The organism is Janthinobacterium sp. 64 (assembly GCF_002813325.1).
Lineage (GTDB): Bacteria > Pseudomonadota > Gammaproteobacteria > Burkholderiales > Burkholderiaceae_D > Janthinobacterium.
The window spans coordinates 2827296-2850865 of the sequence record NZ_PHUG01000001.1 but is presented as its reverse complement, the minus strand read 5'-3'; the positions used below and the strand labels follow the sequence as shown (position 1 = coordinate 2850865).

Genomic DNA, 23570 nt, shown 5'->3' with positions numbered 1-23570 from the left:
CAATCAATTACCTGATTACGCCACCACCTTCACCACGGCATAGCGCTCCAGGGTCTCCTTGCGCGCCTCGTCGTGCTGCACCAGCGGTTCCGGATAATCGCGTCCCAGTGTGATGTTTTTTTGTTCGAGCAGCATGCGCGGCACCAGCCAGGGCGCGTGGATTTCCTTGTCGCCCAGCGCCTTCAGCTGTGGCAGGTAGCGGCGGATGAAGCGTCCGCCGGCATCGAATTTTTCCGATTGCGTGATGGGGTTGAAGATGCGGAAGTAGGGTTGCGCGTCGCAGCCGGAGGACGAAGCCCATTGCCAGCCGCCGTTGTTCGATGCCAGGTCGAAGTCATTCAGGTGCAGCGCGAAATACGCTTCGCCGCGGCGCCAGTCGATGCCCAGATCCTTGATCAAAAAGCAGGCCGTGACCATGCGCAGGCGGTTGTGCATATAGCCCGTCTGGTTCAGCTGTGCCATGGCCGCGTCCACCAGCGGATAGCCGGTGCGTCCCTCGCACCAGGCGGCAAAGGCGGCATCGGCCTCGGCTCCTGTTTCCCAGGCGATGGCGTCGTAGGCCGGCTTGAAGGCGCCGCCTTCCACATGCGGATTCTGGTACAAAATCATGGCGTAGAAATCGCGCCAGATCAGTTCGGCCAGCCACACGGGTGCGCCGTCGCCGCCACCGCCCCGGTCCATCAGGTCGACGATGGTGCGCACCAGGTAGCGCAGCGACACGGTGCCGAAGCGCAGATGCATGGACAGATATGACGGCCCCTTCATGGCAGGAAAATCGCGCGCCACGTCATAGCGGGCCACGCGCGGCAGGAAATCCTCGAACAGCGTGCTGGCGCCCGACATGCCGGTGGGAATGGCCAGTTCGGCCAGGTTGCTGGCCTCGAAACCGAGCTCGCCCAAAGTGGGCAAGGCGGCCGGCGTGCTGGCGCGCGGCGGCGCCAGGCTGGCCGCGTGCGGTTCGATGTCGAGCGGCGCCAGGCAGCCGGGTTCGGCGCGCATTTTCTTCAGCCAGGCATTCTTGTACGGCGTGTAGACGGTGTACGGCCTGGCCGAAAGCGTCAGCACTTCGTCCTTTTCAAAGATGACCTGGTCCTTGAAGCTGAACCACAGGCGCGCGTCGCGCGTGAGCGCGGCGGCCACGGTGGCGTCGCGGGCGATCGCTTGCGGTTCGTAGTCGTGGTTGGCAAACACGGCGTCGGCGTTCAGCTCGGCGGCCAGGCGCGGGATGGCTTCGGCCGCGTCCCCGTGCAGCACGATCAGGTCGCCACCGAGCTGGCGCAGCTCGCCGGCCAGTTCGGCCACGCTGGCATGGATGAAATCGACCCGCCGGTCGCGGCGCGGCAGCGCTGCCAGGATGGCCGTGTCGTAGACGAAGACACAATGCACGGCCTGGCTCTGGCGCAGGGCGTGATGCAATGCAGCATGGTCAAATGCGCGCAGATCGCGCCGGAACCACACCAGGGAAGTCTTGATTGTCATTATTTTGCGTGTTCAGGGTCAAAGATAGGCGATTTTTTGCCGCCAACGGAGCTTTATGGCCGCGCGCGTCGTGCCTTTGGCGTCGCTGCGACGGCAATTCAGTGTAAACTAGCGGGTATGTTCGTGGTGGTTTATGTGCGACAGCGATTGTGCAATCAATTTTACAATTGGCATTGAAATGCGCCTGCAAGCATGGCAAATTGATCATTAATTTATAACATAACAAGAATAACGCCTGGCACCACGGTGCGCGCCGCCCAGCATTCGCGGCAGCTTGCGCCAGGCGTACGATAGCGGGGTAAGCGAGACTTGCCAGCAAGCCCACAGAGAGAGCATCGCGTATGAAAAAGAGTAAAATTGACCAGACTCTACCAGGACATCGTTTGATGCAGGGTGTGGGAGAACCGGCCGCGACCGGTTCCTCCACCTTGAATCTGGCCAACCATTTCCTGATCGCGATGCCGGCCATGCAAGATCCGGTCTTCGGCGGCACGGTCGTGTACGTCTGCGAGCACAATGAAAACGGCGTGCTGGGCGTCGTCATCAACAAACCCACCGACATGACCATGGAAGTGCTGTTCGACCGCATCGACCTGAAACTGGCGGCCGGCAGCGACACGCCCATCATCAATGAACCGATCATGTTCGGCGGCCCCGTGCAGGACGACCGCGGCTTCGTGCTGCATACGCCGGGCGCGCACTATTCCTCGTCGCTGACGGTGACCGATGAAATCGCGTTTACCACCTCGATCGACGTGCTCGAAGCCGTCGCCAAGGGCGATGGTCCCGAGCGCATGCTGGTGTCGATCGGCTATTCGGGCTGGAGCCCGGGCCAGCTGGAAGACGAGATCGGCCGCAACGGCTGGCTGACGGTAGGCGCCTCGGCCGACATCCTGTTCGACTTCCCCATCGAGCAGCGCTACGTGGCGGCCATCAAATTGCTCGGTATCGACCCTCTCATGCTGGCATCGGAAGCCGGACACGCATGAGCGGTGACGCCATCGACACCATCCTTGCCTTCGATTTCGGCTTGAAACGCATCGGCGTGGCCATCGGCAATAGCATGATTTGCCAGGCCAAGCCGCTCAGCGTGATCACGGCCACGGCAAATGAGCCGAAGTTTGCCGCCATTGATAGCCTGATCAAGGAGTGGGGCGCGAGCCGCATCGTGGTGGGCTTGCCCAGCCACCCGGATGGCACCGAACACGAGATGAGCGCGCGTTGCCGCCGTTTCGCCAACCAGGTGCATGGCCGCTTCAACCTGCCGGTGGAACTGGTCGACGAACGTTATTCCTCGGCCGTCATCGCCGCCAAGCGCGGCGAAGTCATCGATGACCGCGCCGCCGCCATCATCCTGCAACAGTATTTCGACGCGAATTATTAATCTGACCTTAGACTCCCTCCCTGAATGATTAAGAACTCTATGCCGCATCCTACGAATCCTTCCCAACTCGACGCCGAGGCCCTGTACGCGGTCTTGCTGCAGCAGGTGCAGAGCGGCCTGGCGGGCATCCCCAACGTGGCCATCGTCGGCATCCATTCGGGCGGCGCCTGGCTGGCCGAACGCCTGGCGCGCGACCTGAACCTGCCGGACCGCCTGGGCGTGCTCGACGTGTCGTTCTACCGTGACGACTTTGCCCAGAAAGGCCTGCATGCCGACGTCAAGCCGACGCAAATCAGCTTTGACGTGGCCGGCGCCACCATCCTGCTGGTCGACGACGTGCTGTACACGGGCCGCACCACGCGCGCGGCCATCAATGAATTGTTCGACTATGGCCGTCCGGCCAAGATCATGCTGGCCGCCCTGGTCGACCGCGGCGAGCGCCAGCTGCCGGTGGCCGCCGATTTCGTGGCCGCCTTCACTGCCGTGCCGGCGGGCCAGGCCCTGGTCCTGAAGCAAGCCGACGATGGAAAATTCACGCTCACCCTAGATACCCACCATGCTTAATCCGCAACTGAATAAACACGGCGAACTGCAACATCTGCTGACGATTGAAGGCCTGCCGAAGTCTATCGTCAACCACATCCTCGACACGGCTTCCTCGTTCGTCGGCATTTCCGACCGCGACGTGAAAAAGGTGCCGCTGATGCGCGGCAAGAGCGTTTTCAATCTGTTCTTTGAAAACTCCACGCGCACCCGCACCACCTTCGAGATCGCATCAAAAAGATTGTCGGCCGACGTCATCAACCTCAATATCCAGGCCTCGTCGGCCAGCAAGGGCGAGTCCCTGCTCGACACCATCGACAACCTGTCGGCCATGCATGCCGATATGTTCGTCGTGCGCCACGCGCAGTCGGGCGCGCCCTACCTGATCGCCAAGCACCTGATCGACACGAAGCAGCCGCACGTCCACGTCGTCAACGCGGGCGACGGACGCCACGCGCACCCGACCCAGGGCTTGCTCGACATGTACACGATCCGCCACTACAAGAAGGATTTCACCAACCTGACGGTGGCCATCGTGGGCGACATCCTGCACAGCCGCGTGGCCCGTTCCGACATCCACGCGCTGACCACCCTGGGCGTGCCGGAAGTGCGCGCCATCGGCCCGCACACTTTGCTGCCGGGCGGCCTGGAACAGATGGGCGTGCGCACCTTCACCAACATGGATGAAGGCTTGAAAGGCGTGGACGTAATCATCATGCTGCGCCTGCAGAATGAACGCATGAGCGGCGCGCTGCTGCCATCGGCGCAGGAATATTTCAAGAGCTATGGCCTGACGCCCGAGCGCCTGGCGCTGGCGAAACCGGACGCCATCGTCATGCATCCGGGCCCGATGAACCGCGGCGTGGAAATCGATTCGGCCGTGGCCGACGGTCCGCAGGCGGTGATCCTGCCGCAGGTGACCTTCGGTATCGCCGTGCGCATGGCGGTGATGAGTATTTTGGCTGGTAATCAGGGCTGATAGCCCAAGGACGAGTAAGCGAGCATGACGACACTACATATCAAGAACGGCCACCTGATCGACCCTGCCAACGGCATCGATGGCTTGCAAGACCTGTTTATCGCCGATGGCAAAGTGCTGGCCGTGGGCAGCGCCCCGGCCGGCTTTGCCGCCGATACGACGTTTGACGCGGCCGGCCTGGTGGTTGCCCCCGGCCTGGTCGACCTGTCCGCGCGCCTGCGCGAACCGGGCTACGAATACAAGGCGACGCTGGAATCGGAACTGCAGGCGGCGCTGCAAGGCGGCGTCACGAGCCTGGTGTGCCCGCCCGACACGGACCCCGTGTTGGATGAGCCGGGCCTGGTGGAGATGCTGAAATACCGCGCCAAGACGCAGAACAAGGCCCACGTGCACCCGCTGGGCGCGCTGACCATGGGCTTGAAGGGCAAGTCGCTGACGGAAATGGCGGAACTGACGGAAGCGGGCTGCATCGGCTTCGCGCAGGCGGAGGAACCGATTGAAGACACCACCGTGCTGCTGCGCGCCATGCAGTACGCGAACACCTTCGGCTACACCGTCTGGCTGCGCCCGCAGGATCCGCACATCGGCCGCGGCGGCATCGCCCACAGCGGTCCGCTGGCCTCGCGCCTGGGCTTGTCCGGCGTGCCCGTGATGTCCGAAACCATCGCCCTGCACACGATCTTTGAATTGATGCGCGCCAGCCGCGCGCGCGTGCACCTGTGCCGCATCTCGTCGGCGGCCGGCCTGGAACTGATCCGCGCCGCCAAGGCAGAAGGCTTGCCCGTCAGCTGCGACGTGGGCGTGCACCATGTGCACCTGACGGACGCCGACATCGGCTTTTTCGATTCGAACGCGCGCGTCACGCCGCCGTTCCGCAGCCAGCGCGACCGCGATGCGATCCGCGCCGGCCTGTTCGATGGCACGGTGGACGCCATGTGCTCGGACCACACGCCCGTCGACGACGATGAAAAACTGCTGCCGTTCGGCGAAGCGTCGCCGGGCGCCACGGGCCTGGAACTGCTGCTGTCGCTGGCCCTGAAATGGGCCGACGACTACGCACTGGAGCAGCCGCAAGCGGGCGCGCGTCCGCTGGCGCGCGCCGTGGCCAAGGTCACGTCGGATGCGGCCAGGGTCGCCGGCATCCCGGCCGGCAGCCTGGCCGTGGGCGAAGCGGCCGACATCTGCGTCTTCGATCCCGCCGCGCGCTGGACCGTGTCGTCGGCGTCGCTGGCCAGCCAGGGCAAGCACACGCCTTTCCTCGGCTATGAGCTGAGCGGCATCGTCAAGGCGACCATCGTTGCCGGACGGGTGGCGTTTCAGCGTTAATTTTTTGTACTGGAGTGAAACTCCAGCATACTGCCGGGGTCAGACCCGCCGGGTCTGACCCCAGAATTTGCTGTGGGTTTGCTTCTTTATCTGGTGTCATTTGAAACTTCTGCTTACCTACCGCCTCGCGCGCATCGCCATTCACCTGGGCTGCGGCATGGCCAAGAGCGCCGTGCTCTTTCCCTGGCTGGACCTGGAGGGGCGCAACCGGCGCATCCGCCGCTGGTCGACGCAACTGCTCGACATCTGCGGCGTGCACGTGGCGCAGCCGGCCGACAGCGTGGCGGCCCTCGAGCATGCGATGGTGGTGGCGAACCACGTCTCGTGGCTCGACATCTTCGTCATCAATGCCGTTCACCCCTGCCGTTTCGTCGCCAAGGCGGAAATCCGTGCCTGGCCGATCCTGGGCTGGCTGGCGGGGCGCGCCGGCACCATCTTCATCTCACGCGGCAGCAAGCGCGATCTGCGCCTGATTTTCCAGGGGCTGGTGGATAAATTGACGGCGGGCGAGCGCATCGCGTTTTTCCCCGAAGGCACGACCGCCGCGCAGGGGCAGATCCTGCCGTTTCACGCCAATCTGTTCGAGGCGGCCATCGACGCGCAAGTGCCGGTGCAGCCGTTCGCGCTCGTGTATGTGGATGACAAGGGGGCCTTGCACCACGCCGTCGACTTCATCGGCGACATGAGTTTTGCGCAAAGCATGGTGGCGATTCTGAGCGGTCCGCCGATTACGGCGCGGCTGACCTGTTTAGAGCCGGTGGCGACGTTGGACGCGCACCGGCGCGAGCTGGCAGCGGCAACGCAGGCGGCCGTAGCCGCTACGCTGCCGCTGGAACAGCTTAGTTCTTGACGTGCAGCCAGCGCGCATGCGCGGCGCGGGCAAGGTAGTCGAGCATAAACCCTAAAATCCCGATCAGCACGATGGCGGCCATCAGTTCCGAGTACGCGAGGCGGTCGCGCGTGTCGAGGATGAAGTAGCCGAGGCCGGCCGACACGCCCAGCATTTCCGCCGGCACCAGCACGATCCAGATGATGCCGATGGCGAGGCGCACGCCCGTCAGAATATCGGCCGTGATGCCCGGCAAAATCACCTTGAAGACGATTTCGCTGCGCGTGGCCGACAGGCTGCGCGCCAGCAGCAGCCAGTTCGGATCGAGCCGGGCCACGCCGGCCGCCGTATTGAGCAAAATCGGCCAGACGGCCGCAAACGCCAGTAGAAAATACACGGGCGCGTCACCGACGCCGAGCACCATCACGGCGATCGGCATCCACGACAGCGGCGAAATCATGCGCAGCAGCTGGAACAGCGGCATGGCCGCGCCGGAAAAGCTTTTCGACATGGCCACCAGCACGCCCAGCGGCACACCGATGATGATCGCCAGTCCCAGGCCGACCGCCACCCGTTGCAGGCTCAGTACCACGTGCAGCCAGATATCCGCACCGCCCACCATCTCCTGGAACGCCAGCGCCGTGGGCAGCGGCGCAAAGGCGGTGGCAATCGGCGTGGATTTCTCCAGCGCCGTCACGCCCATGGACCACAACAGCAAGGCACAGGCCAGCCCCACGAGGGGCAGGCCGAACTTCGTGAACAACTTGCTCGCCATCGTCAGACCGCCACGGTTTCGCTGCGCAGCAGGTTGGCCGGCAAGCCGAAGGCGGCCGGGCCGCCGACTGCCGTGATGGCCTTGCGCACGAAGCGGTCATCGACCAGGTCGCGCGCGGCGAACTTCGGATCGAGGTTGGCCAGGAAGCGCGTATCGCCCTCGACCTTGGTGCGGCCGATGGCGCGCACCAGTTCTTCCGTGTACGAAGCAAACGGATACGGCTGGAAGTCGATGCGGCGCTGCTGCCAGTTCTTGTGCACGATCAGGCCCTGCTTTTCGTAGCCGGCGTAATCGGTGGTGGCCAGCACCTTGGTCAGCACCTGCAGCGGATGCGGCGTGTAGCGGTGCTCGCCCACGTTCGACAGCAGCTTGGCCGTGTCGACCTGGTTCGAGCGCGTCCACAGCTGCGCCTTGACGATGGCGTTGGTGACCTTTTGCGCCCATTCGGGACGCGTGTTGATGTCGCGCTCGGACAGGAAAGTGACGCAGCACGCATGGTTTTTCCACACGTCGCCCGAGAAGCGCAGGATCTTGCCGATGCCGGCGTTTTCCGCCGCCGCATTGAAGGGTTCTGCCACGATGTAGCCGGCAATCGACTTGCTGGCCAGGGCCGAGACCATTTCGGCAGGCGCCAGCACGATCAGGTTGACTTCATTCGGCTTGATGGCCGCGTTGCGCGCGCGCGTGACCGGCGTCAAGCCATTCGAGGACAGGATTTGCTGCAGCAGGATGTTGTGGATCGAGTACCAGAAGGGAATCGCGACCGTGCGTCCGCCCAGGTCGGAGACCTTGTTGATCTCGTTGGCCACCGTCAGGGCGGAACCATTGACGTGGTTCCAGGCGACGACTTTCGCCGGGAACTTGGCGCCGTAGCGCACCCAGAGGGTGGCCGGGGACAGCAAGTGGATGACGTTGACCTGGCCGGCGACGAACGCTTCGATGATCTGTGCCCAGCTGCGGAACAGGCGTGGCGTTTCGGCCTGCAAGCCTTCCGCTTCGAACATTTTACGAGCGTGGGCGACGAGCAGCGGGGTGGCGTCGGTGATCGGCAGGTAGCCGATTTTCACGGGTTGGTCGTCGCCTTTCGGGCCTTGCTGGGCCATGGCGTCGCCGGCGAACAGCAGGGGCGAGGCGACGCTGGCCGTGGCCAGGGCCGACATGCGCAGGAAGTCGCGCCGCGTCAGGCCGCAGTCGCAATCGGACGAGGCGCAGATGTGCAGGGGTTTGTTTTTATCTTCGAATGTCATGGGAAAGTTCCGGTCGATTAATGGGGAGCAAAGGCAGGCGCTTGATCCTGCTTTTGCAGCGCCTGCAGGGCGTCGAGGATGTCCATTTTCAGGGCGATGACGTCGGCGCTGTGGCCAATGCGTGGCTGGTCGATGGCGACGGGCCATTCGCGCACGATGTTGCCCGGCTTGCCGCCCATCAGCAAGATGCGGTCGGCCACGAGAATCGCTTCGTCGATATCGTGCGTGACGAGCAGCACGGCCGTGTGCCAGCGGTGCACCACGTCGACCAGCAAGGATTGCATCTCGGCGCGGGTGATGGCGTCGAGGGCGGAAAACGGTTCGTCGGCGAACAGCAGTTCCGGTTCGCGCGCGAGAGCACGGGCCAGGGCCACGCGCTGCGCCATGCCGCCCGACAGCGCGGACGGATACAGCTTTTCACGGCCCTTCAAGCCGACCGCTTCGATGGCTTGCGCCACGCGCGCCTCATGCGCTGCGCGCGTCAGCTGCGGCTGGTGCTTGAAGTCCAGGCCGAAGCCGGCGTTGCCCGTGACGTTCAGCCAGGGCAGGAGGCTCGCTTGCTGGAAGACGAGCGCGCTGCGCGGGTCCGGCTCGCGCATGGGCGCGTCGAGGAACTGGATCTCGCCCGTGGATGGCGGCTGCAAGCCGGCCAGCACGCGCAGCAGGCTCGATTTGCCGCAGCCGCTGCCGCCCAGAAGACAGACGATTTCGCGCTTGCGCACGCCCAGCGTGACGTGCTGGAACACGGGCGCTGTGCCAGGATAGGCGTAGCTCAGGTCCTGTGCCTGCAGCGCCCAATCAGTCGCGCTCATGCCGACGCTCCCGCCTTGGCCGCCTGCTGGCTGTCGAACAGCTGCAAGGCCGCCTGCAATTGCGTCAGGCTGGGAGTGACGATGGGGATGAACGACGATTCGCGCCAGCGGCGGGCAAAGCCCTGCTGCTCGGCGTTCAAATAGGCGCGGCCACCCATGGCTTGCAGTTCCAGCATCAGCGCCTGCTGCAGCACGTCGGCCAGCTGTATGCGCAGGCGGAACATGGCCGGTGCCTGCGTCCTGAAGCGGCCATCGTGCACGCCGGCCAGCAGGGTCGTGACGGCGCCTTCCAAGGTCGCTTGCAGCGCTTCGATGCGCGGCGTGAGTTGGTTGCGCGAACCGGCGGAAATCTGCGCCGCTTTTGCCAGGCTGGCGCGCGCCAGGCCGATCGACAGGCCGCACTGCATGCCGAGGAACGACGGGCGCACTTGCGGCAGCCAGGCCGGCGCATTGTCGCTGATGATATCCGCGGCGGGGATGTGCACCTGCGCCAGCTTGACGGAAGCCGTATTGCTGCCGCGCAGAGCGATCAGGTCCAGGTCGTCGCTGCGTTTGACGCCTGCCGTGCCGCTGTCGAAGGCGACGATGACGGGTGGCGCGCCGTCGTTGGGCGCCACGGCGGCGGCCGCGACGAAGCCCGCCTTGCGCAAGTTCGTCACCCAGGCCAGGCCGCCGTCGACGAGCAGGCCGTCATCGTGGCGCGCGCCCGTGATTTGCAGCTGCTCGATGCCGGACAAGAATTTCATGGCGTTCGACAAACCGCTGGCGCCTGCCTGCGTGCCTGCCAGCAGGCCGGGCAAGCGGCGCTCGGCCAGCGCGCGGTTCTCGCTTTGCAGCAGGAATTCGATGAAGCAGCGCTGGCCCCAGAAGACAAAGGCGGCCGTCACCGATTGCTCGGCCACTTTGGCGATGGCGTCGATGGCGTCGCGCACGTCGCCGCCCGCGCCGCCGTGTTCCCGCGGCACGCCGATGGCCAGCAACTGGTCGCCAGCGAGCGCCGGCAAAACGGCTTCAGCCAGTTCCGACGATTGGTCGAGCTGGTCGGCATGCGTGTGCAGCCAGTGATTGAGCTGGCCCATGTCAGACGGCGCCAGGCAGGTAGGGCGTCAATTGCGGATTGACGGGCGTGCCGGCCAGGCTGTTGGAGAAATTGCACAGGGTGGCCAGGCTGATGCCCAGCACCACTTCCAGCGCCTGCTGCTCGTTGTAGCCGGCGGCCAGGAAGGCTTGATATTCGGCGTCGCTGACGGCGCCGCGCGTGGCGATGACGGCCGTGGCGAAGGCGGCGACGGCGTCGAGTTTTGCGTCGTTCGTCGGCTGGCCGTGCTGCAGGGCGCGCACCGTGTCCGGCGTCTGGCCCGCTTTTTTCAGCGAGATGGCGCTATGGCCGGCGATGCAGAAATCGCAGCCGTGGATGCGCGCGGCCGTGATCTGCACCACTTCGCGTTCCATCAGGCTCAAGCTGGCGCGCCCGTTGATGCCGGAGACGGTCAGATAGGTTTCCAGGGCCAGCGGGGCATTGGCCAGCACGCCGATCAGGTTGGGCAGGAAGCCATTGTTGGCGATGGCTTTTTCCACGAAGGGGCGGCTATCGGCCGGGGCGGTATCGAGAGTGTGCAGCGTCAGACGGGACATGGGGTACCTTGCTAAGTTGGTAAGTCACCCGGCCATTATATCGGCCATGCCGTGCACGCAACAGACGTCAGCGTCGTCGTTTTGTGTTCGTTCGTCTGCGATTTCGTGTTCCTTGACTTCAGCTGGCTAGCTGGCGCAATCTCTGGTCGCGCCGGTAGGCGCCCGGCTGCTCGCCCGTGACCCGCTTGAAGGCGCGCGTGAAGGCGGCGTGGGACCGGTAGCCCACCAGTTCGGCCGCGCGTTCGACGGAGACGCCGTCGTGCAGGCGCCGCGCGGCGATCTTCATGCGCAGCAGGAGCAGGAACTGGGCCGGCGAGTGGCCGCTGGCGCTGGCAAAATGCTTGCAGAAGCTGGCGCGCGACATGCACGCCGCCTTGGCCATGTTCTCGATCGACCAGTCGTCGGCGGGCGCGTCGAGCATGCGTTCGAGCAGCGGCGAAAACGCGGGCTGGTGCAGCAGCGACAGCAGGCCGGCCGCCACCTGCTCGCCCTGCGCCACATGGCGGATCAGGTAAAAGAACAGCAGTTCGACCAGGCGCGCGATGAGGGGTGACGGCTGTTCCGGATCGCCGCCCGCTTCCGCCAGGATCAGGTCGAACAGCGCGGCAGCGGCGCTGAAGGCGTGCGCGTCGCCGCGTATCAGCAGATACGGCGGAAACGAGTCGACGATCAGCGCGGAGAGGGCGCCGCGAAATTGAAAGAAGCCGCAAGCCAGCGCCGTCGCCGGCTGGTCCGTGGACGCTTGCAGCGGCAGCATCGCTTGCGCGCTGACCGCCTGCAGCGGGTCGCTGTGGGGGCTGAGGAAGTGCGGCAAGTCGCGCAGCAGGAAGACGCCGTCGCGCGGGCCGAGCGCAATCGGCGCCGCGCCATCGAGGTGCAGATAGCAGTGGCCGTCGAGCACCAGGTGAAAGCTGCCCAGTTCCCGCCCCGCCGTGGAAGCGCGCCAGCGGCCGCAGTACTGGCCCACATGCAGGACGGCGGTGTCGAGTTCCAGGCTGCCGAGCAGCCAGCGCGCCAGTCTGTCGGTATCAGGATGCATGGGATCGCACAGGCAAAAGCTGCATCATACGGGCTGCGCGCGGCAAGGCCAACGACCGATTTCGACTAAGCATATGCGCGCCATGCGTGCCATTTAGCGCTTGCCGCTGTGCTGCTGGAAGGCGGGGCAATCGACCTGCAGCAAGGAGCGGTCTTCCAGGCACACGGCCGACAGTTTTCCACCCCAGACGCAGCCGCTATCGAGGCCGATCAGGTGTTCCCGCAACTGCAGTCCCAGCGCCGACCAGTGGCCGAAGACGATGGTGTCGCCCGCGCTGCGCCGTCCCGGCACGTCGAACCACGGCAGCAGGCCGGAGCCGGGTGGCGGGCTGCCGCTCTCCTTCATCTTGAAGTCCATCACGCCGTCCGGCGTGCAAAAACGCAGCCGCGTCATGGCGTTGACGATGCAGCGCAGCCGGTCGGCGCCCTGCAGGTCGTCGCGCCAGGCGGCCGGTTCGTTGCCGTACATGGTGCGCAGGAAGGCCACCCACTCGTCGCTGCGCAGCATGGCGGACACTTCGCCGCTCAGGGACAGGGCCTGGGCCGCGCTCCATTGCGGCAGCAGGCCCGCATGCACGAGTACATGGCCCTGGTGCTGCATGGCGAGCGGGCGCTGGCGCAGCCAGGCGAGCAACTCCCCGCGGTCGGGGGCGTCGAGGATCTCGGCCAGCGTATCGGACGCATGCTCGGGGCGGATGCCGTTGGCCACGGCCAGCAAATGCAAGTCATGGTTGCCCAGGACGCTGTCGGCCAGGCCTTGCTGCGCCAGCGCGTGTACGTGGCGCAGCGTAGCCAGCGAGGCCGGACCGCGGTTGATCAAGTCGCCAGCGAACAGCAGGCGGTAGGGGCCATCGGCTGCCGCCTGGATCCGTTCGATCAGTTCAACGGTTTGTGCATGGCAGCCTTGCAGATCGCCGATAAAGTAAGTTTTCATATGTGCCAGGGTGAAGTGAACTACGCGCAGGCATTATAAGCATGGCTGCCCTTAAAGCATATCTTGGTAGTGAGCGTCTTCTTAATTTCCCGAGGATTACTTAAGTAGGTCGCAATAAATTATTGTGATTTCTGACTTCCATACCCGGCGCTCTGCGGTGTTGCCCGCTGCTAGCAGTGCTCGCACTGCGTCGCAGCGGGCGCCTTGCAGAGCATCCGGTTCTGTTCGCCATAACTTCACAATAATTTTCCACGACCTACTTAGCTGAATATGTCGCTGCTTTATCGCGATAATCATTGCCTGGCATACTTGTTGGAATCGATGATCGTGCCATGCCAGCCGGAATGTCATTTTATTCCTGTTTATTCATGTCTCCACGTGCGGTTTCGGCATATTCTTCATTTAATCTTAATGTTGAGCCGGTAAATAAATCGCGGCCTGTCATTCAAGCGACGAGGAATTACGTTACCGTGCGCGGATTTTTATGCAATGTAGTATATTTCACGTGATTTTATTATTTAATTGAATATAAAGGATATACAGGATGGATCTGTCGACGATGACGATGCTGGAATTGCGCAAGCTGGAAGATAATGTGAAGCAGGAATTGAACAGCCGCGAGCGTGAAGATTTGAACAAGGCGCGCGAACAGATCATGGCCATCGCGCAGCAAGCGGGCATTCCGCTGAAACAGCTGATACTCGACGGCTTGCACCCGCGCACGGGCAAAGTCGCGGTACGTTACCGCCATCCTGACAATGCTGCCCAACAATGGACAGGCCGTGGTCGCCAGCCGCTGTGGGTCAGGCAGTGGGTGGAATCGGGCAAGTCCATCGATCTGCTGCGCGTATAATTCGGTATACTCTTGGCGCAGTGGCAAGCTGCCAGCCACGCGCTGTACCTTGCCAGGCACCTTATCGATACCCTTACTTATACTGATAGCGCCCACACCATGCTTCCATTGTCCAGAACGATCTTCAAGGCCTACGATATTCGCGGCATCATTGCTAAAACCCTCGATGCCAGCGTGGCCTACAAGATCGGTCAGGCATTTGGCCAGGCCGCCCTGGCCAAGGGTGAGCAGCGGGTCGTGATCGGCCGCGATGGCCGCCTGTCGGGACCGGAACTGACGGCAGCGCTGGCGCAGGGCTTGCAAGCGGCCGGCGTCGACGTGATCGACCTGGGCGTGGTGGCCACGCCGATGGTGTACTTCGGCACGAATGTGCTCGACACGCGCTCCGGCATCATGGTCACGGGCAGTCACAATCCGCCTGACTACAATGGTTTCAAGATGGTGCTGGCGGGCGAAGCGATCCACGGCGAAGCGATCCAGGCGCTGTACCACAGCATCGTCGCCCACGACGGCAGCGCCAGCGCCAAGGACGTTGCCAACCCGGGAGCCTATGCCACGCACGATATCCGCGCCGCCTACCTGCAGCGCATCCTGGGCGACGTCAAGCTGGCGCGCCCGATCAAGATCGCCGTCGATTGCGGCAATGGCGTGGCCGGCGCCTTCGCGGGCGACCTGTTCCGCGGCATGGGCTGCGAAGTCATCGAACTGTTCTGCGACGTCGATGGCAATTTCCCGAACCACCATCCGGACCCGGCGCATCCGGAAAACCTGCAAGACCTGATCCGCTGCCTGGCCGAGACGGATGCGGAGATCGGCATCGCCTTCGATGGCGACGGCGACCGCCTGGGCGTGGTCACCAAGGATGGCCAGATCATCTACCCTGACCGCCAGATGATGCTGTTTGCCGCCGACGTGCTGACCCGCCATCCGGGCGCGCAAATCCTGTACGACGTGAAATGCACGCGCCACCTGGCGCCGTGGATCAGCAAACATGGCGGCGTGCCGCTGATGTACAAGACCGGCCACTCGCTGGTAAAAGCCAAGCTGCGCGAAACGGGTGCGCCGCTGGGCGGCGAAATGAGCGGCCATATCTTCTTCAAGGACCGCTGGTACGGTTTCGACGACGGCATGTATTCGGCCGCGCGCCTGCTGGAAATCCTCACGCGTGAAGCCGATCCTTCGGCCCTGCTCAATTCCCTGCCGCAGTCCGACAGCACGCCGGAACTGCACCTGAAACTGCAGGAAGGCGAGAACGTTGCGTTGATGGACATGCTGCGCCGCGACGCCGTCTTCCCGGGCAATGAACAGATCATCACCATCGATGGCTTGCGCGTGGAATACGCGGACGGCTTCGGCCTGGCCCGCTCGTCCAACACCACGCCGGTGATCGTCATGCGCTTCGAGGCGGAAACGCCGGCAGCCCTGGCGCGCATCCAGGGCCAGTTCAAGAGCGTGATCCTGGCCGCCAAGCCTGACGCCGTCCTGCCGTTCTGACAGCATGGCCGGTCAACCTGGCGCACAGGCGCCCTTGAAAATCCTGCTGGTGCGCGTGTCTTCGCTGGGCGACGTGCTGCATAACCTGCCGATGGTGGCGGACATCGCCCGCCATTTCCCGAACGCGACCATCGACTGGGTGGTGGAAGAGGGCTACACCAGCCTGGTGCGCCTGAACCCGCGCGTGGGAACCATCTTCCCGTTTGCGCTGCGGCGCTGGCGCAAGGGCCTGGGCAAGAAGGAGACGCGCGCGGAAATCGCCGCCTTCTTCCGCAGCCTGCGCCAGACGCGCTACGATTATGTGTTCGATACCCAGGGCTTGCTCAAGACGGGCATCATCATGGGCGCCGCGCGCCTGGCGCCGGGCGGACAGAAGGTCGGCCTGGCCAACGGCAGCGAGGGCTCGGGCTACGAAGGTATCTCGCGCATCTTTCACACGAAAAGCATTCCGCTCGATCCACGCACGCATGCGGTAGCGCGCGGCCGCATGGTGGCCGCCGCGGCACTCGGCTACACGCTCGATACGCCGGCCGATTTCGGCTTGCCGGAAGTGTCAGGCAGCGAGCCGCGCCCGGACTGGATGGGCGTGGCGCCATACTGCGTGTATTTCCACGGCACCGCGCGCGACGCCAAGAAATGGGCGCCGGAAAACTGGATCGCCCTGGGCCATGCGCTGGCACCGATGCCGATTTTGCTGCCCTGGGGTTCTCCCAAGGAAAAGGCGGAAGCAGAAGTACTGGCGGCCGGCCTGCCGAATGCGCGCGTGCTGCCGAAGCTGTCGATGGGCGATGCCACCCTGCTGGCGCGCCACGCGGCGCTGGTGGTCGGCGTCGACACGGGCCTGACGCATATCGCCGCCGCCTTTGTGCGTCCGACGGTGGAAATCTATGCCGATTCGCCGCTGTGGAAAACGGAAGGCAACTGGTCGCCGAAAATCATCAACCTGGGCGACATGGGTGCGCCGCCCGGCGTGCCGGAAGTGCTGGCCGCGGCACAGCGCCTGCTGGCCGACTATCCTCCCGCCTGACGTCAGCGTTAAACAATCATGCGACTTCTTTATACCCTTGCCTGGTGGCTGGCCTTGCCCCTGGTGCTGGCGCGGCTGTGGTTGCGCGGACGCCAGGAACCCGGCTACCGGCAGCACTGGGGCGAGCGCCTGGGCTTTTACCCTCGCCAGCAGGCACCTGCACCAGCCACGCTCTGGCTACACGCCGTCTCCGTTGGCGAGACGCGCGCGGCCGAGCCGCTGATCGATGCGCTGCTGGCCGCATGGCCCGCGTGCCGCATCGTCCTCACGCACATGACGCCGACGGGGCGCGCGACCGGTAAAACCTTGTTTGCCAAACATGGCGCGCGCCTCGTGCAAAGCTACCTGCCCTACGACACGGGCGCCATGCCGGCCCGTTTCATCCGTCACTTTGCGCCGCGCATCTGCATCCTGATGGAGACGGAAGTGTGGCCGAACCTGATCCACCAATGCAATCGCTACAAAGTGCCGGTGGTGCTGGCCAACGCGCGCTTGTCGCAGCGTTCGCTGGGCAAGGCGCAGCGCCTGGGCAAACTCATTGCGGACGCGGCGCGCGGCATCACCCTGGTGGCGGCGCAGACGCAGGACGACGCCGAGCGCGTGCGCCTGCTGGGCGTGCGGAACGTGGTCGTCACGGGCAGCATCAAGTTCGACGTCGTCGTGCCCGCGGCGGCGCTGGCGACGGGGGCCGCGCTGCGCAGCGCCATCGATGCATCGTCCCACCCGCGCCCCGTGCTGCTGTGCGCCAGCACGCGCGGAGGCGAAGAGCATCTGCTCCTCGATGCGTATATCCGCGCCAGCTTGCCGGCGAATGCGCTTCTGCTGATCGTGCCGCGCCATCCGCAGCGCTTTGACGAAGTGGAAAAGCTGATCGCGGCGCAGGGCCTGGCCGTGCAGCGCAGGTCCGGTCTGGCGCAGGACGATCTTGTGGCGGCGGGCACGCAGGTGCTGCTGGGCGACTCGATGGGCGAGATGTTTGCGTATTACGCGGCCTGCGATTGCGCCTTTGTCGGCGGCAGCCTGCTGCCGCTGGGCGGACAAAACCTGATCGAGCCGGCGGCCCTGGGCAAACCCGTGCTGATCGGCCCGCACACCTTCAATTTCGCGCTCGTGACCGAGCAGGCGATTGCCGCCGGCGGTGCTGCGCGGGTGGCGGACGCCGACGCGCTGATGGCGCAGGCGTCGGCCTTGCTGCAGGATCCCGCGCAGCTGGCGTCGATGGGGCAAAAGGCGTTGGCCTTCGCGGCGCAGCACCGGGGCGCCACGCCGCGCACTATCGCTGCCATCCAACCTTTGCTGCGATAGTTTAGTGCTGCGGGGTCTTGGCAGGAGTCAACTGATGCAGTGCCAGTTCATGCGTGAGCAACGTGCTGTATTGCTCGTCGTGCACTGTCAACAGCGCGCGCAGCGCTGCTTGTGCGCACTCTTGTGACAGAAGGTCATGCTGTTGACCATTCGGCTCACCGGTAATGCGGTGAGCATCCCTGATCCAACGCAGCAGTTCATGGTCCAGGTACGTCTGGGGTGGCCCGTGTGGTGCGTGCGCCAGGGCCAGGTGCGCGATGGTCGCGAGCCATTGCCACTTGTTGCCGGAAGCGTAGCGTAGTAGCAGATAATGCTCACCCCTCGCTTCCAGCAAGGGGCGCAGTGTGGCGAAGGGAATGAACGCACCCTGACGCGATACCATTTGGCAGGCAAATTTCTGCATGCCTGGCGCTACGTCGCCTGCAGCTTGCAGGGCGATCTCGTCTTTATCGGATGGCGCCGCCTTGAACCAGGCGTTGTAGGCCGCCAGGCGCACGGATGGCGGCGTTGACTGCGTAAAGGCACGAATCAGCTCAAGATCTTCTGGCGCGCGCAGGCTGCCCAGCGACAGCAGGCTGACACGAATGGCCTGCGTGTTCGATGCCGGATTGGCCAGAATGGCGCGGTAGCTGATGCGTGCATCCTCTCCCATTGTTTGAAGGCAGGCGACGGCCAGGTAGCGTACCGACGCTTGGGCATCCAACAGGCTTGTCAACGCCAGCGCGCGCATATCCTGGCCGCCAGGCGCTTGCGTCAGCGACAATAACGCACTGGTACGTATCCGGCCGAAAGGCGACGACATCGCCTTGAGGTATAGCGCCGTTTGTACGTCGGGTGCGGTGCTGGCGCACAGCCGTAGCGCTTGCGTTGCCAGTACCGTATCTCCGCGCGTGGCGAGCGCCATACCGATGTATTGTGCTCGATCGCCCAGACCGTACTGGTGCAGCATGTAGAAGCAGCTCCTGGCGACATGGACGTTCTTGCCACAGACGCCATCGAGCAAGTCTTGCACGCTCAGCAGTTCAAGTACGGTGCGTTCAAAGTGCTGCAGCCAGTCCGCATGGTCGCTCCTGCTCATTTCACGCAGGCGCAGAACGTTCGGTAGTATCTGCAATAACTGGGGGACTGGCGCCAGTGGCAATAGGTGCTGCATGGTGACACGCGCTGCATCGCGCACGGCAGGCACCCAGTCATTGAGGCGCACGATGACCAAGGGCAGTAGGTCTGTCCTGTCCAGAGCGGCACAGCGTTCCAGCGCGGCCTGTCGTTCATAGCCGGAATAATGGTTCAGTTCATCTTCCAGCGAGGGCTGGTCACTGGGCGCTGCAGGCAGTGGTTGGCTTGCTGGCGCGGCGGCAGCCTTGGCGCCAAACAGCATCTTGAAAATATTCATGGACGAAATGGGCAGGATGGAACATCCAGTATCCCATGCCTACGGCGCAGGCGGTAGTGCCGTCTCATTGGAACAAAACGGGCAACTCCTGCGAGCGTTTTCTGAGCGCCTGCTTGGCGCCATCATAATCGGGATAAATCGACTCCACGGTGGCCCAGAAGCGGGGGCTGTGGTTCATTTCCAGCAGGTGCGACAGTTCATGCGCCACCACGTAGTCGATCAGCGGCAGGGCAAAGTGGATCAAACGCCAGTTCAGGCGAATCTTGCGCTCGATGGTGCAGCTGCCCCAGCGCGTGCCGGCCGACGACAGCGACAGCGAATCGTACTGCACGCCCAGCTTGTCCGCATATACGTCCAGGCGCGCTTCGAACAGCTGGCGCGCTTCGTGCTGGAACCAGCCCTTCACTTTTTCCTTCAACTGCTGTTCGCTGCCCGTGGGCGTGACCCATACGTGCAGTTCATTCGTCTCGCGCTGGAAGCTGGCGCGGTGGCGCGGCGCCTGGTGCAATCGCAGGGTGATGTCGCCGCCGAGGTAAGGCAGCACGGCGCCATCGACCCAGGCCACGGGCGGGCGCTGCTGGCGCTGCACTTTGCGCTCGCCCCGCTCCAGCAGCTTGGAGACGATCCAGCTCTGCTTGGCGCGGATGGCGTTGTCGATCTCGGCCAGGGTGACGCGCTTGGGCGCGGTCACGCGCAAGCCGTTATCGTCGATCATGAAGCCGATGGAACGGCGCGTGGAGCGGCGCAGGGCGAATTCGACGAGGTGGCTGCCCAGCTGCAGCTGACGCAGCGGAGGGCCATCGGCAGGGCGTGGCGGAGAAGGCAGGGGCGGTGGAACGGGGCGAACGATGGGTGGCGCGGGGGCCACTAGCGGTGGTGCCACGGGCGGCGCTGGCGGTGCCGTAGGGCGCACCGCCGGGGGCGTGCTGGTCGAGACGTCATGCGCGAACAGATCCAGTTGCTGGTCGCCGACCTTGATGGTCTTCATCTGCTGGCGCAGTGTCGGCTCCTGGATGACCGCGCTGATGCCGTCTAGCCAGCGTTGTAGGCGTGAGGCGAAATGACGCGCATTTCTGATTCTATCCAATTTTCCACCTGTTGCATCATGCTGTCCGGGGTTTGCCCTTCCGGCGAAATCGGTTTGCCTATCGAGACGGTGATCAGTCCCGGGCGTTTGAGGAATGACTGCTTGGGCCAGCATTCGCCTGAGTTATGCGCAATCGGCACCACCACGGCGCCCGTGGCAATGGCCAGGCGCGTGCCACCGCTCTTGTACTTGCCCGCCTGCCCCACGGGGATGCGGGTACCTTCAGGGAACATGATAATCCATTGGCCGTCAGCCAGCCGGCGTTTGCCATGCGCGACGACGCTCTTGAACGCATGCTTGCCCTGCTTGCGGTCGATGGGAATCATGCGCAGCAGCGCCATGGCCCAGCCAAAGAACGGAATGTACAGAATCTCCTTCTTGAACACATACACGAGCGGACGGGGAAGGCTGGGCAGCAGGAAGATGGTTTCCCAGGCCGACTGGTGCTTCGACAGCACGATGGCCGGCGCGTCGGGGAAGTTCTCGGCGCCCTTGACTTCATAGCGGATGCCGCAAATGACCTTGGCGCACCACAGGATAAACACGTTCCAGCGCGAGGTGACCCAATAGCGCTTGTTGTAGCTCAACGGCGCGGCAAAAAAGCACACGCAGGCCCAGACGATGGTGGCCACGATCATGATGGTCATGAACAGCAGGGATCGCAGGAACAGGGAAATATTACGCAATGCGGTTCTCCGAAAATTAGATACTGAATGCCACGTTGGGCGCAGATGCTGCTGGCGCCTTGAGCAGGTGGCTGACCACGGCGGCCAGGTCGGGGAAGACCTGGGTGCCGGGTGGCAGGCCGCCTGTTTCGTTGGTTTTTTCGCCCTTGCCCGTCAAGACCAGGTAGGGCACGCAGCCGCTGATGAAACCTGCCTGCAGGTCGCGCAGCGAATCGCCAACGGTGGGCACGCCTTTCAGGCTGGTGTTGTAGCGCTTCGAGATTTCATGGAACATGCCCGGTTTCGGCTTGCGGCAGTCGCAATTGTCCGCGCCCGCGTGCGGGCAAAAGAAGATGGCGTCGATATCGGCGCCGACCTGCTGCGCCAGCGTATGCATCTTCTGGTGGATCGCGTTCAGCACCGTCATGTCGAAATATTCGCGCGCGATGCCCGACTGGTTCGAGGCGACGATGACGCGATAGCCTGCCTGGTTCAGGCGGGCGATCGCTTCGAGCGAACCGGGGATCGGCAGCCATTCGGCAGGCGATTTGATGAAGTCCGGCGAGTCATGATTAATGACGCCGTCGCGGTCGAGAATAATCAGTTTCAGCGCCGGAATGCCCATTATGCCGCCAGCTTGGAAATGTCGGCCACGCGGTTCATCATGCCGTGCAAGGACGACAGCAAGGCCAGGCGGTTGTTGCGCAGGGCGACATCCTCGGCCATCACCATCACGTCGTTGAAGAAGCCGTCGACGTCGTCGCGCAGCTGCGCCAGGGTTTGCAGGGTGCTGGTGAAGTCGCCCTTGGCGAATGCCGCGTCGACTTCCGGCTGCACGCGCGAGACGGCGGCGGCGAGTTTTTTCTCCGCTTCGTCCTGCAGCAGCGCCACGTTGACGCCGCCGGCGGCGACCTGGCTCACGGCTTCCTCGTTCTTTTTCAGGATGTTGGTGATGCGCTTGTTCGCGGCGGCCAGCGAGGCGCTTTCCGGCAGGGCGGCAAACGCCTGCACGGCTTCCAGGCGCTGCACGATGTCATCCAGGCGGTCCGGGTTTTGCGCCACGACGGCTTCGATTTCATTCGGCGAGAAACCGCGTTCGCGCAGGATGCCGCGCAGGCGGTCGAGCATGAAGGTGGTGACATCCGCGACCGGGTCCTTGAAGCCGGGAACGGCTGCGAACTGCGCGGCGGCATCCGCCAGCAAGCCCTGGATCGACAACGGCAAACGCTTTTCCAGCAGCATGCGCAGCACGCCCAGGGCATGGCGGCGCAGCGCGAACGGGTCTTTGTCGCCCGTCGGCGCCAGGCCGATGGCCCAGATGCCGACCAGGGTTTCGAGCTTGTCGGCCAGGGCCACGGCGGTGCCGGTGGCGGTCGACGGCAGGGCGTCGCCGGCAAAGCGCGGCTGGTAGTGCTCGGAAGCGGCCAGCGCCACTTCTTCCGCCTCGCCGTCATGGCGCGCGTAATACGTGCCCATGATGCCTTGCAGCTCGGGGAATTCGCCCACCATGTCGGTCAGCAGATCGGCCTTGGCCAGCAGGGCGCCGCGTTCGGCCAGGGCCACGTCATATTGCAGCTTGGCGGCGATGGCGCCGGCTAATGCTTTTACTCTTTCTGTGCGCGCAGCTTGCGTGCCCAGCTTGTTGTGGTAGACGACGTTGGCCAGCAGCGGCAAACGCGATGCCAGCGTCTTCTTCTTGTCCTGCTCGAAGAAGAACTTGGCGTCGGACAGGCGCGGGCGCACGACGCGCTCGTTGCCGCCGATGATGTGCTCGGGCGTGTCCGTCTCGATGTTCGAGACGATCAGGAAGCGCGAGCGCAGCTTGCCTTCGCTGTCCGTCAGGGCGAAGTATTTCTGGTTCGTCTGCATGGTGAGGATCAGGCATTCCTGCGGCACGGCCAGGAATTCTTCCTCGAAGTGGCATTCATACACGACCGGCCATTCGACCAGGGCGGTGACTTCATCGAGCAGCGCTTCGGGCATCAAGACCTGGTCGGCGCCGGCCTTGTCCAGCAGCTGGGCGCGGATGCGTTCCTTGCGTTCCTCGTTGCTGGCGATGACGCTGGCGTTGAGGATCAGCGACGGCGCATAGTTTTCCGCGTGCGCGATGGTGATCGGTTCGCCATCGGTGAGGAAACGGTGGCCCAGGGTGGTGCGGCCGGCCGTCAGGCCCAGCAGGGTCAGAGGCAGCACGTTGATGCCGTGCAGGGCGATCAGGCTGTGGGCCGGGCGCACGAATTGCACGGTGGTGCCGTCCGGGCGCTGATAGCTCATCAGTTTTGGAATCGGCAGCTTGGCGCAAGACTCCGTCAATGCCGCTTGCGCGCCGGCAGCGAGCTGGCTGCCTGGCGCCGTGTAGGTGTAGAAGAAGCTTTCGGCCTTGCCGTCGACGGCGCGTTCCAGGTCCGCTACCGTCAGGTCGGGGAAACCCAGCGCGGCCAGTTTCTTGGCCAGCGGCGGCGTGCCGTTGCCGTTCGCGTCCAGCGCCACGGAGACGGGCAAGACTTTTTCACGGATGGATTTATCGGGCGAGACTTCGCGCACATTGGTGATGGAGACGGCCAGGCGGCGCGGCGAGGCGTAGCTGGTGGCGACGCTGTCGGCTTCGAGGAAGTCGCGCGCTTTGAGGCCGTTGACGATGCCGGCGGTGAAGGCGGCGCCCAGTTTGGCCAGCGCTTTCGGCGGCAGTTCTTCGGTCAGCAGTTCGATGAGCAGTGTTTGGTTCATGGTGTTCTTGTCTGGTACGGCGGTGTATGAGCTAGGCG

The 23570-nt window shown here is 64.1% G+C and carries 23 protein-coding genes; 10 read left to right on the top strand and 13 right to left on the bottom strand.

Features of this window, described 5'->3' with window-relative positions; translation table 11 throughout:
• Positions 1 to 15: 15 nt before the first annotated feature.
• A complete protein-coding gene (locus CLU91_RS12560) occupies positions 16 to 1479 on the bottom strand; it encodes a cryptochrome/photolyase family protein (RefSeq protein WP_100874430.1) in 1464 nt (487 codons plus the stop codon).
• A gap of 386 nt (positions 1480 to 1865) precedes the next feature.
• Here CLU91_RS12560 and CLU91_RS12555 point away from each other — a divergent pair, with 386 nt between their 5' ends.
• The 6 genes from CLU91_RS12555 to CLU91_RS12530 all read left to right on the top strand — a co-directional run bounded on the left by CLU91_RS12555 (position 1866) and on the right by CLU91_RS12530 (position 6561).
• Positions 1866 to 2468, top strand: a complete 603-nt coding sequence (locus tag CLU91_RS12555) for a YqgE/AlgH family protein (protein WP_099762174.1) — start codon at positions 1866 to 1868, stop codon at positions 2466 to 2468.
• The gene (gene ruvX, locus CLU91_RS12550; RefSeq protein ID WP_232730726.1) at positions 2465 to 2863 is read left to right on the top strand and encodes a Holliday junction resolvase RuvX; all 399 of its coding nucleotides are present in this window, start codon (positions 2465 to 2467) and stop codon (positions 2861 to 2863) included. The genes CLU91_RS12555 and ruvX overlap by 4 nt, the downstream gene beginning before the upstream one ends.
• Positions 2864 to 2902: 39 nt before the next feature.
• Complete coding sequence (pyrR, locus tag CLU91_RS12545) at positions 2903 to 3427, top strand: bifunctional pyr operon transcriptional regulator/uracil phosphoribosyltransferase PyrR (protein WP_100874429.1); 525 nt, start codon at positions 2903 to 2905, stop codon at positions 3425 to 3427.
• A complete protein-coding gene (locus tag CLU91_RS12540) occupies positions 3420 to 4385 on the top strand; it encodes an aspartate carbamoyltransferase catalytic subunit (RefSeq protein ID WP_034746695.1) in 966 nt (321 codons plus the stop codon). The genes pyrR and CLU91_RS12540 overlap by 8 nt, the downstream gene beginning before the upstream one ends.
• Positions 4386 to 4409: 24 nt before the next feature.
• Positions 4410 to 5711, top strand: a complete 1302-nt coding sequence (locus CLU91_RS12535; protein ID WP_100874428.1) for a dihydroorotase — start codon at positions 4410 to 4412, stop codon at positions 5709 to 5711.
• 100 nt (positions 5712 to 5811) lie between these two features.
• Positions 5812 to 6561, top strand: coding sequence for a lysophospholipid acyltransferase family protein (locus CLU91_RS12530; protein ID WP_100874427.1), 750 nt, complete (start codon positions 5812 to 5814; stop codon positions 6559 to 6561).
• On the opposite strand, the gene CLU91_RS12525 is transcribed toward CLU91_RS12530, so the two are convergent.
• From CLU91_RS12525 to CLU91_RS12495, 7 genes are all read right to left on the bottom strand, one after another.
• Positions 6551 to 7315 carry an ABC transporter permease gene (locus CLU91_RS12525; protein ID WP_100874426.1) on the bottom strand — a complete coding sequence of 255 codons (765 nt, stop codon included), beginning with the start codon at positions 7313 to 7315 and terminating at the stop codon, positions 6551 to 6553. The genes CLU91_RS12530 and CLU91_RS12525 overlap by 11 nt on opposite strands.
• A gap of 2 nt (positions 7316 to 7317) precedes the next feature.
• Positions 7318 to 8562 (bottom strand): ABC transporter substrate-binding protein, encoded by a 1245-nt coding sequence (locus tag CLU91_RS12520; RefSeq protein WP_100874425.1) that lies wholly within the window; start codon positions 8560 to 8562, stop codon positions 7318 to 7320.
• Between the two features lie 17 nt (positions 8563 to 8579).
• Positions 8580 to 9374, bottom strand: a complete 795-nt coding sequence (locus CLU91_RS12515; protein ID WP_100874424.1) for an ABC transporter ATP-binding protein — start codon at positions 9372 to 9374, stop codon at positions 8580 to 8582.
• The gene (locus tag CLU91_RS12510; protein WP_100874423.1) at positions 9371 to 10453 is read right to left on the bottom strand and encodes an acyl-CoA dehydrogenase family protein; all 1083 of its coding nucleotides are present in this window, start codon (positions 10451 to 10453) and stop codon (positions 9371 to 9373) included. The genes CLU91_RS12515 and CLU91_RS12510 overlap by 4 nt, the downstream gene beginning before the upstream one ends.
• Before the next feature lies 1 nt (position 10454).
• Positions 10455 to 11009 carry a carboxymuconolactone decarboxylase family protein gene (locus CLU91_RS12505; protein ID WP_099401571.1) on the bottom strand — a complete coding sequence of 185 codons (555 nt, stop codon included), beginning with the start codon at positions 11007 to 11009 and terminating at the stop codon, positions 10455 to 10457.
• Positions 11010 to 11127: 118 nt separating this feature from the next.
• The gene (locus CLU91_RS12500) at positions 11128 to 12048 is read right to left on the bottom strand and encodes an AraC family transcriptional regulator (RefSeq protein ID WP_100874422.1); all 921 of its coding nucleotides are present in this window, start codon (positions 12046 to 12048) and stop codon (positions 11128 to 11130) included.
• A gap of 93 nt (positions 12049 to 12141) precedes the next feature.
• Positions 12142 to 12981: a symmetrical bis(5'-nucleosyl)-tetraphosphatase gene (locus CLU91_RS12495; protein ID WP_100874421.1), complete on the bottom strand. Its 840-nt coding sequence runs from the start codon at positions 12979 to 12981 to the stop codon at positions 12142 to 12144.
• Positions 12982 to 13525: 544 nt separating this feature from the next.
• On the opposite strand from CLU91_RS12495, the gene CLU91_RS12490 reads away from it, so the two are divergent.
• The 4 genes from CLU91_RS12490 to waaA all read left to right on the top strand — a co-directional run bounded on the left by CLU91_RS12490 (position 13526) and on the right by waaA (position 17660).
• On the top strand, positions 13526 to 13834 hold the full coding sequence (locus tag CLU91_RS12490) for an H-NS histone family protein (protein ID WP_100874420.1): 309 nt from the start codon (positions 13526 to 13528) through the stop codon (positions 13832 to 13834).
• Between the two features lie 99 nt (positions 13835 to 13933).
• Positions 13934 to 15328, top strand: coding sequence for a phosphomannomutase/phosphoglucomutase (locus CLU91_RS12485; protein WP_100874419.1), 1395 nt, complete (start codon positions 13934 to 13936; stop codon positions 15326 to 15328).
• A 4-nt stretch (positions 15329 to 15332) separates the two neighbouring features.
• Positions 15333 to 16355: a lipopolysaccharide heptosyltransferase I gene (gene waaC / locus CLU91_RS12480; protein ID WP_100874418.1), complete on the top strand. Its 1023-nt coding sequence runs from the start codon at positions 15333 to 15335 to the stop codon at positions 16353 to 16355.
• An 18-nt stretch (positions 16356 to 16373) separates the two neighbouring features.
• Positions 16374 to 17660 (top strand): lipid IV(A) 3-deoxy-D-manno-octulosonic acid transferase, encoded by a 1287-nt coding sequence (gene waaA / locus CLU91_RS12475; protein WP_100874417.1) that lies wholly within the window; start codon positions 16374 to 16376, stop codon positions 17658 to 17660.
• A gap of 1 nt (position 17661) precedes the next feature.
• On the opposite strand, the gene CLU91_RS12470 is transcribed toward waaA, so the two are convergent.
• The 5 genes from CLU91_RS12470 to glyS form a co-directional block, all read right to left on the bottom strand.
• Positions 17662 to 19053, bottom strand: a complete 1392-nt coding sequence (locus CLU91_RS12470) for a hypothetical protein (protein ID WP_157814685.1) — start codon at positions 19051 to 19053, stop codon at positions 17662 to 17664.
• Positions 19054 to 19117: 64 nt separating this feature from the next.
• Positions 19118 to 20041: a M48 family metallopeptidase gene (locus tag CLU91_RS12465; RefSeq protein ID WP_100874415.1), complete on the bottom strand. Its 924-nt coding sequence runs from the start codon at positions 20039 to 20041 to the stop codon at positions 19118 to 19120.
• A 44-nt stretch (positions 20042 to 20085) separates the two neighbouring features.
• Positions 20086 to 20826, bottom strand: a complete 741-nt coding sequence (locus CLU91_RS12460) for a lysophospholipid acyltransferase family protein (protein WP_100874414.1) — start codon at positions 20824 to 20826, stop codon at positions 20086 to 20088.
• A 16-nt stretch (positions 20827 to 20842) separates the two neighbouring features.
• Entirely contained in the window at positions 20843 to 21430 is a 588-nt protein-coding gene (gene gmhB, locus CLU91_RS12455; RefSeq protein ID WP_100874413.1) for a D-glycero-beta-D-manno-heptose 1,7-bisphosphate 7-phosphatase, read from the bottom strand.
• Positions 21430 to 23532 (bottom strand): glycine--tRNA ligase subunit beta, encoded by a 2103-nt coding sequence (glyS, locus tag CLU91_RS12450; RefSeq protein ID WP_100874412.1) that lies wholly within the window; start codon positions 23530 to 23532, stop codon positions 21430 to 21432. The genes gmhB and glyS overlap by 1 nt, the downstream gene beginning before the upstream one ends.
• Positions 23533 to 23570: the final 38 nt, after the last annotated feature.

Bases quoted from the DNA above. Each gene is read 5' to 3' on its own strand.
- CLU91_RS12520 (WP_100874425.1), bottom strand. From the start codon at position 8,562: ATGACATTCGAAGATAAAAACAAACCCCTGCACATCTGCGCCTCGTCC.
- CLU91_RS12465 (WP_100874415.1), bottom strand. From the start codon at position 20,041: ATGAAGACCATCAAGGTCGGCGACCAGCAACTGGATCTGTTCGCGCAT.
- CLU91_RS12470 (WP_157814685.1), bottom strand. From the start codon at position 19,053: ATGAATATTTTCAAGATGCTGTTTGGCGCCAAGGCTGCCGCCGCGCCA.
- CLU91_RS12555 (WP_099762174.1), top strand. From the start codon at position 1,866: ATGCAGGGTGTGGGAGAACCGGCCGCGACCGGTTCCTCCACCTTGAAT.
- waaC (WP_100874418.1), top strand. From the start codon at position 15,333: ATGGCCGGTCAACCTGGCGCACAGGCGCCCTTGAAAATCCTGCTGGTG.
- gmhB (WP_100874413.1), bottom strand. From the start codon at position 21,430: ATGGGCATTCCGGCGCTGAAACTGATTATTCTCGACCGCGACGGCGTC.
- CLU91_RS12535 (WP_100874428.1), top strand. From the start codon at position 4,410: ATGACGACACTACATATCAAGAACGGCCACCTGATCGACCCTGCCAAC.
- glyS (WP_100874412.1), bottom strand. From the start codon at position 23,532: ATGAACCAAACACTGCTCATCGAACTGCTGACCGAAGAACTGCCGCCG.
- CLU91_RS12540 (WP_034746695.1), top strand. From the start codon at position 3,420: ATGCTTAATCCGCAACTGAATAAACACGGCGAACTGCAACATCTGCTG.
- CLU91_RS12495 (WP_100874421.1), bottom strand. From the start codon at position 12,981: ATGAAAACTTACTTTATCGGCGATCTGCAAGGCTGCCATGCACAAACC.
- ruvX (WP_232730726.1), top strand. From the start codon at position 2,465: ATGAGCGGTGACGCCATCGACACCATCCTTGCCTTCGATTTCGGCTTG.
- CLU91_RS12505 (WP_099401571.1), bottom strand. From the start codon at position 11,009: ATGTCCCGTCTGACGCTGCACACTCTCGATACCGCCCCGGCCGATAGC.
- CLU91_RS12525 (WP_100874426.1), bottom strand. From the start codon at position 7,315: ATGGCGAGCAAGTTGTTCACGAAGTTCGGCCTGCCCCTCGTGGGGCTG.
- CLU91_RS12500 (WP_100874422.1), bottom strand. From the start codon at position 12,048: ATGCATCCTGATACCGACAGACTGGCGCGCTGGCTGCTCGGCAGCCTG.
- CLU91_RS12560 (WP_100874430.1), bottom strand. From the start codon at position 1,479: ATGACAATCAAGACTTCCCTGGTGTGGTTCCGGCGCGATCTGCGCGCA.
- CLU91_RS12515 (WP_100874424.1), bottom strand. From the start codon at position 9,374: ATGAGCGCGACTGATTGGGCGCTGCAGGCACAGGACCTGAGCTACGCC.
- pyrR (WP_100874429.1), top strand. From the start codon at position 2,903: ATGCCGCATCCTACGAATCCTTCCCAACTCGACGCCGAGGCCCTGTAC.
- CLU91_RS12485 (WP_100874419.1), top strand. From the start codon at position 13,934: ATGCTTCCATTGTCCAGAACGATCTTCAAGGCCTACGATATTCGCGGC.
- CLU91_RS12510 (WP_100874423.1), bottom strand. From the start codon at position 10,453: ATGGGCCAGCTCAATCACTGGCTGCACACGCATGCCGACCAGCTCGAC.
- CLU91_RS12490 (WP_100874420.1), top strand. From the start codon at position 13,526: ATGGATCTGTCGACGATGACGATGCTGGAATTGCGCAAGCTGGAAGAT.
- waaA (WP_100874417.1), top strand. From the start codon at position 16,374: ATGCGACTTCTTTATACCCTTGCCTGGTGGCTGGCCTTGCCCCTGGTG.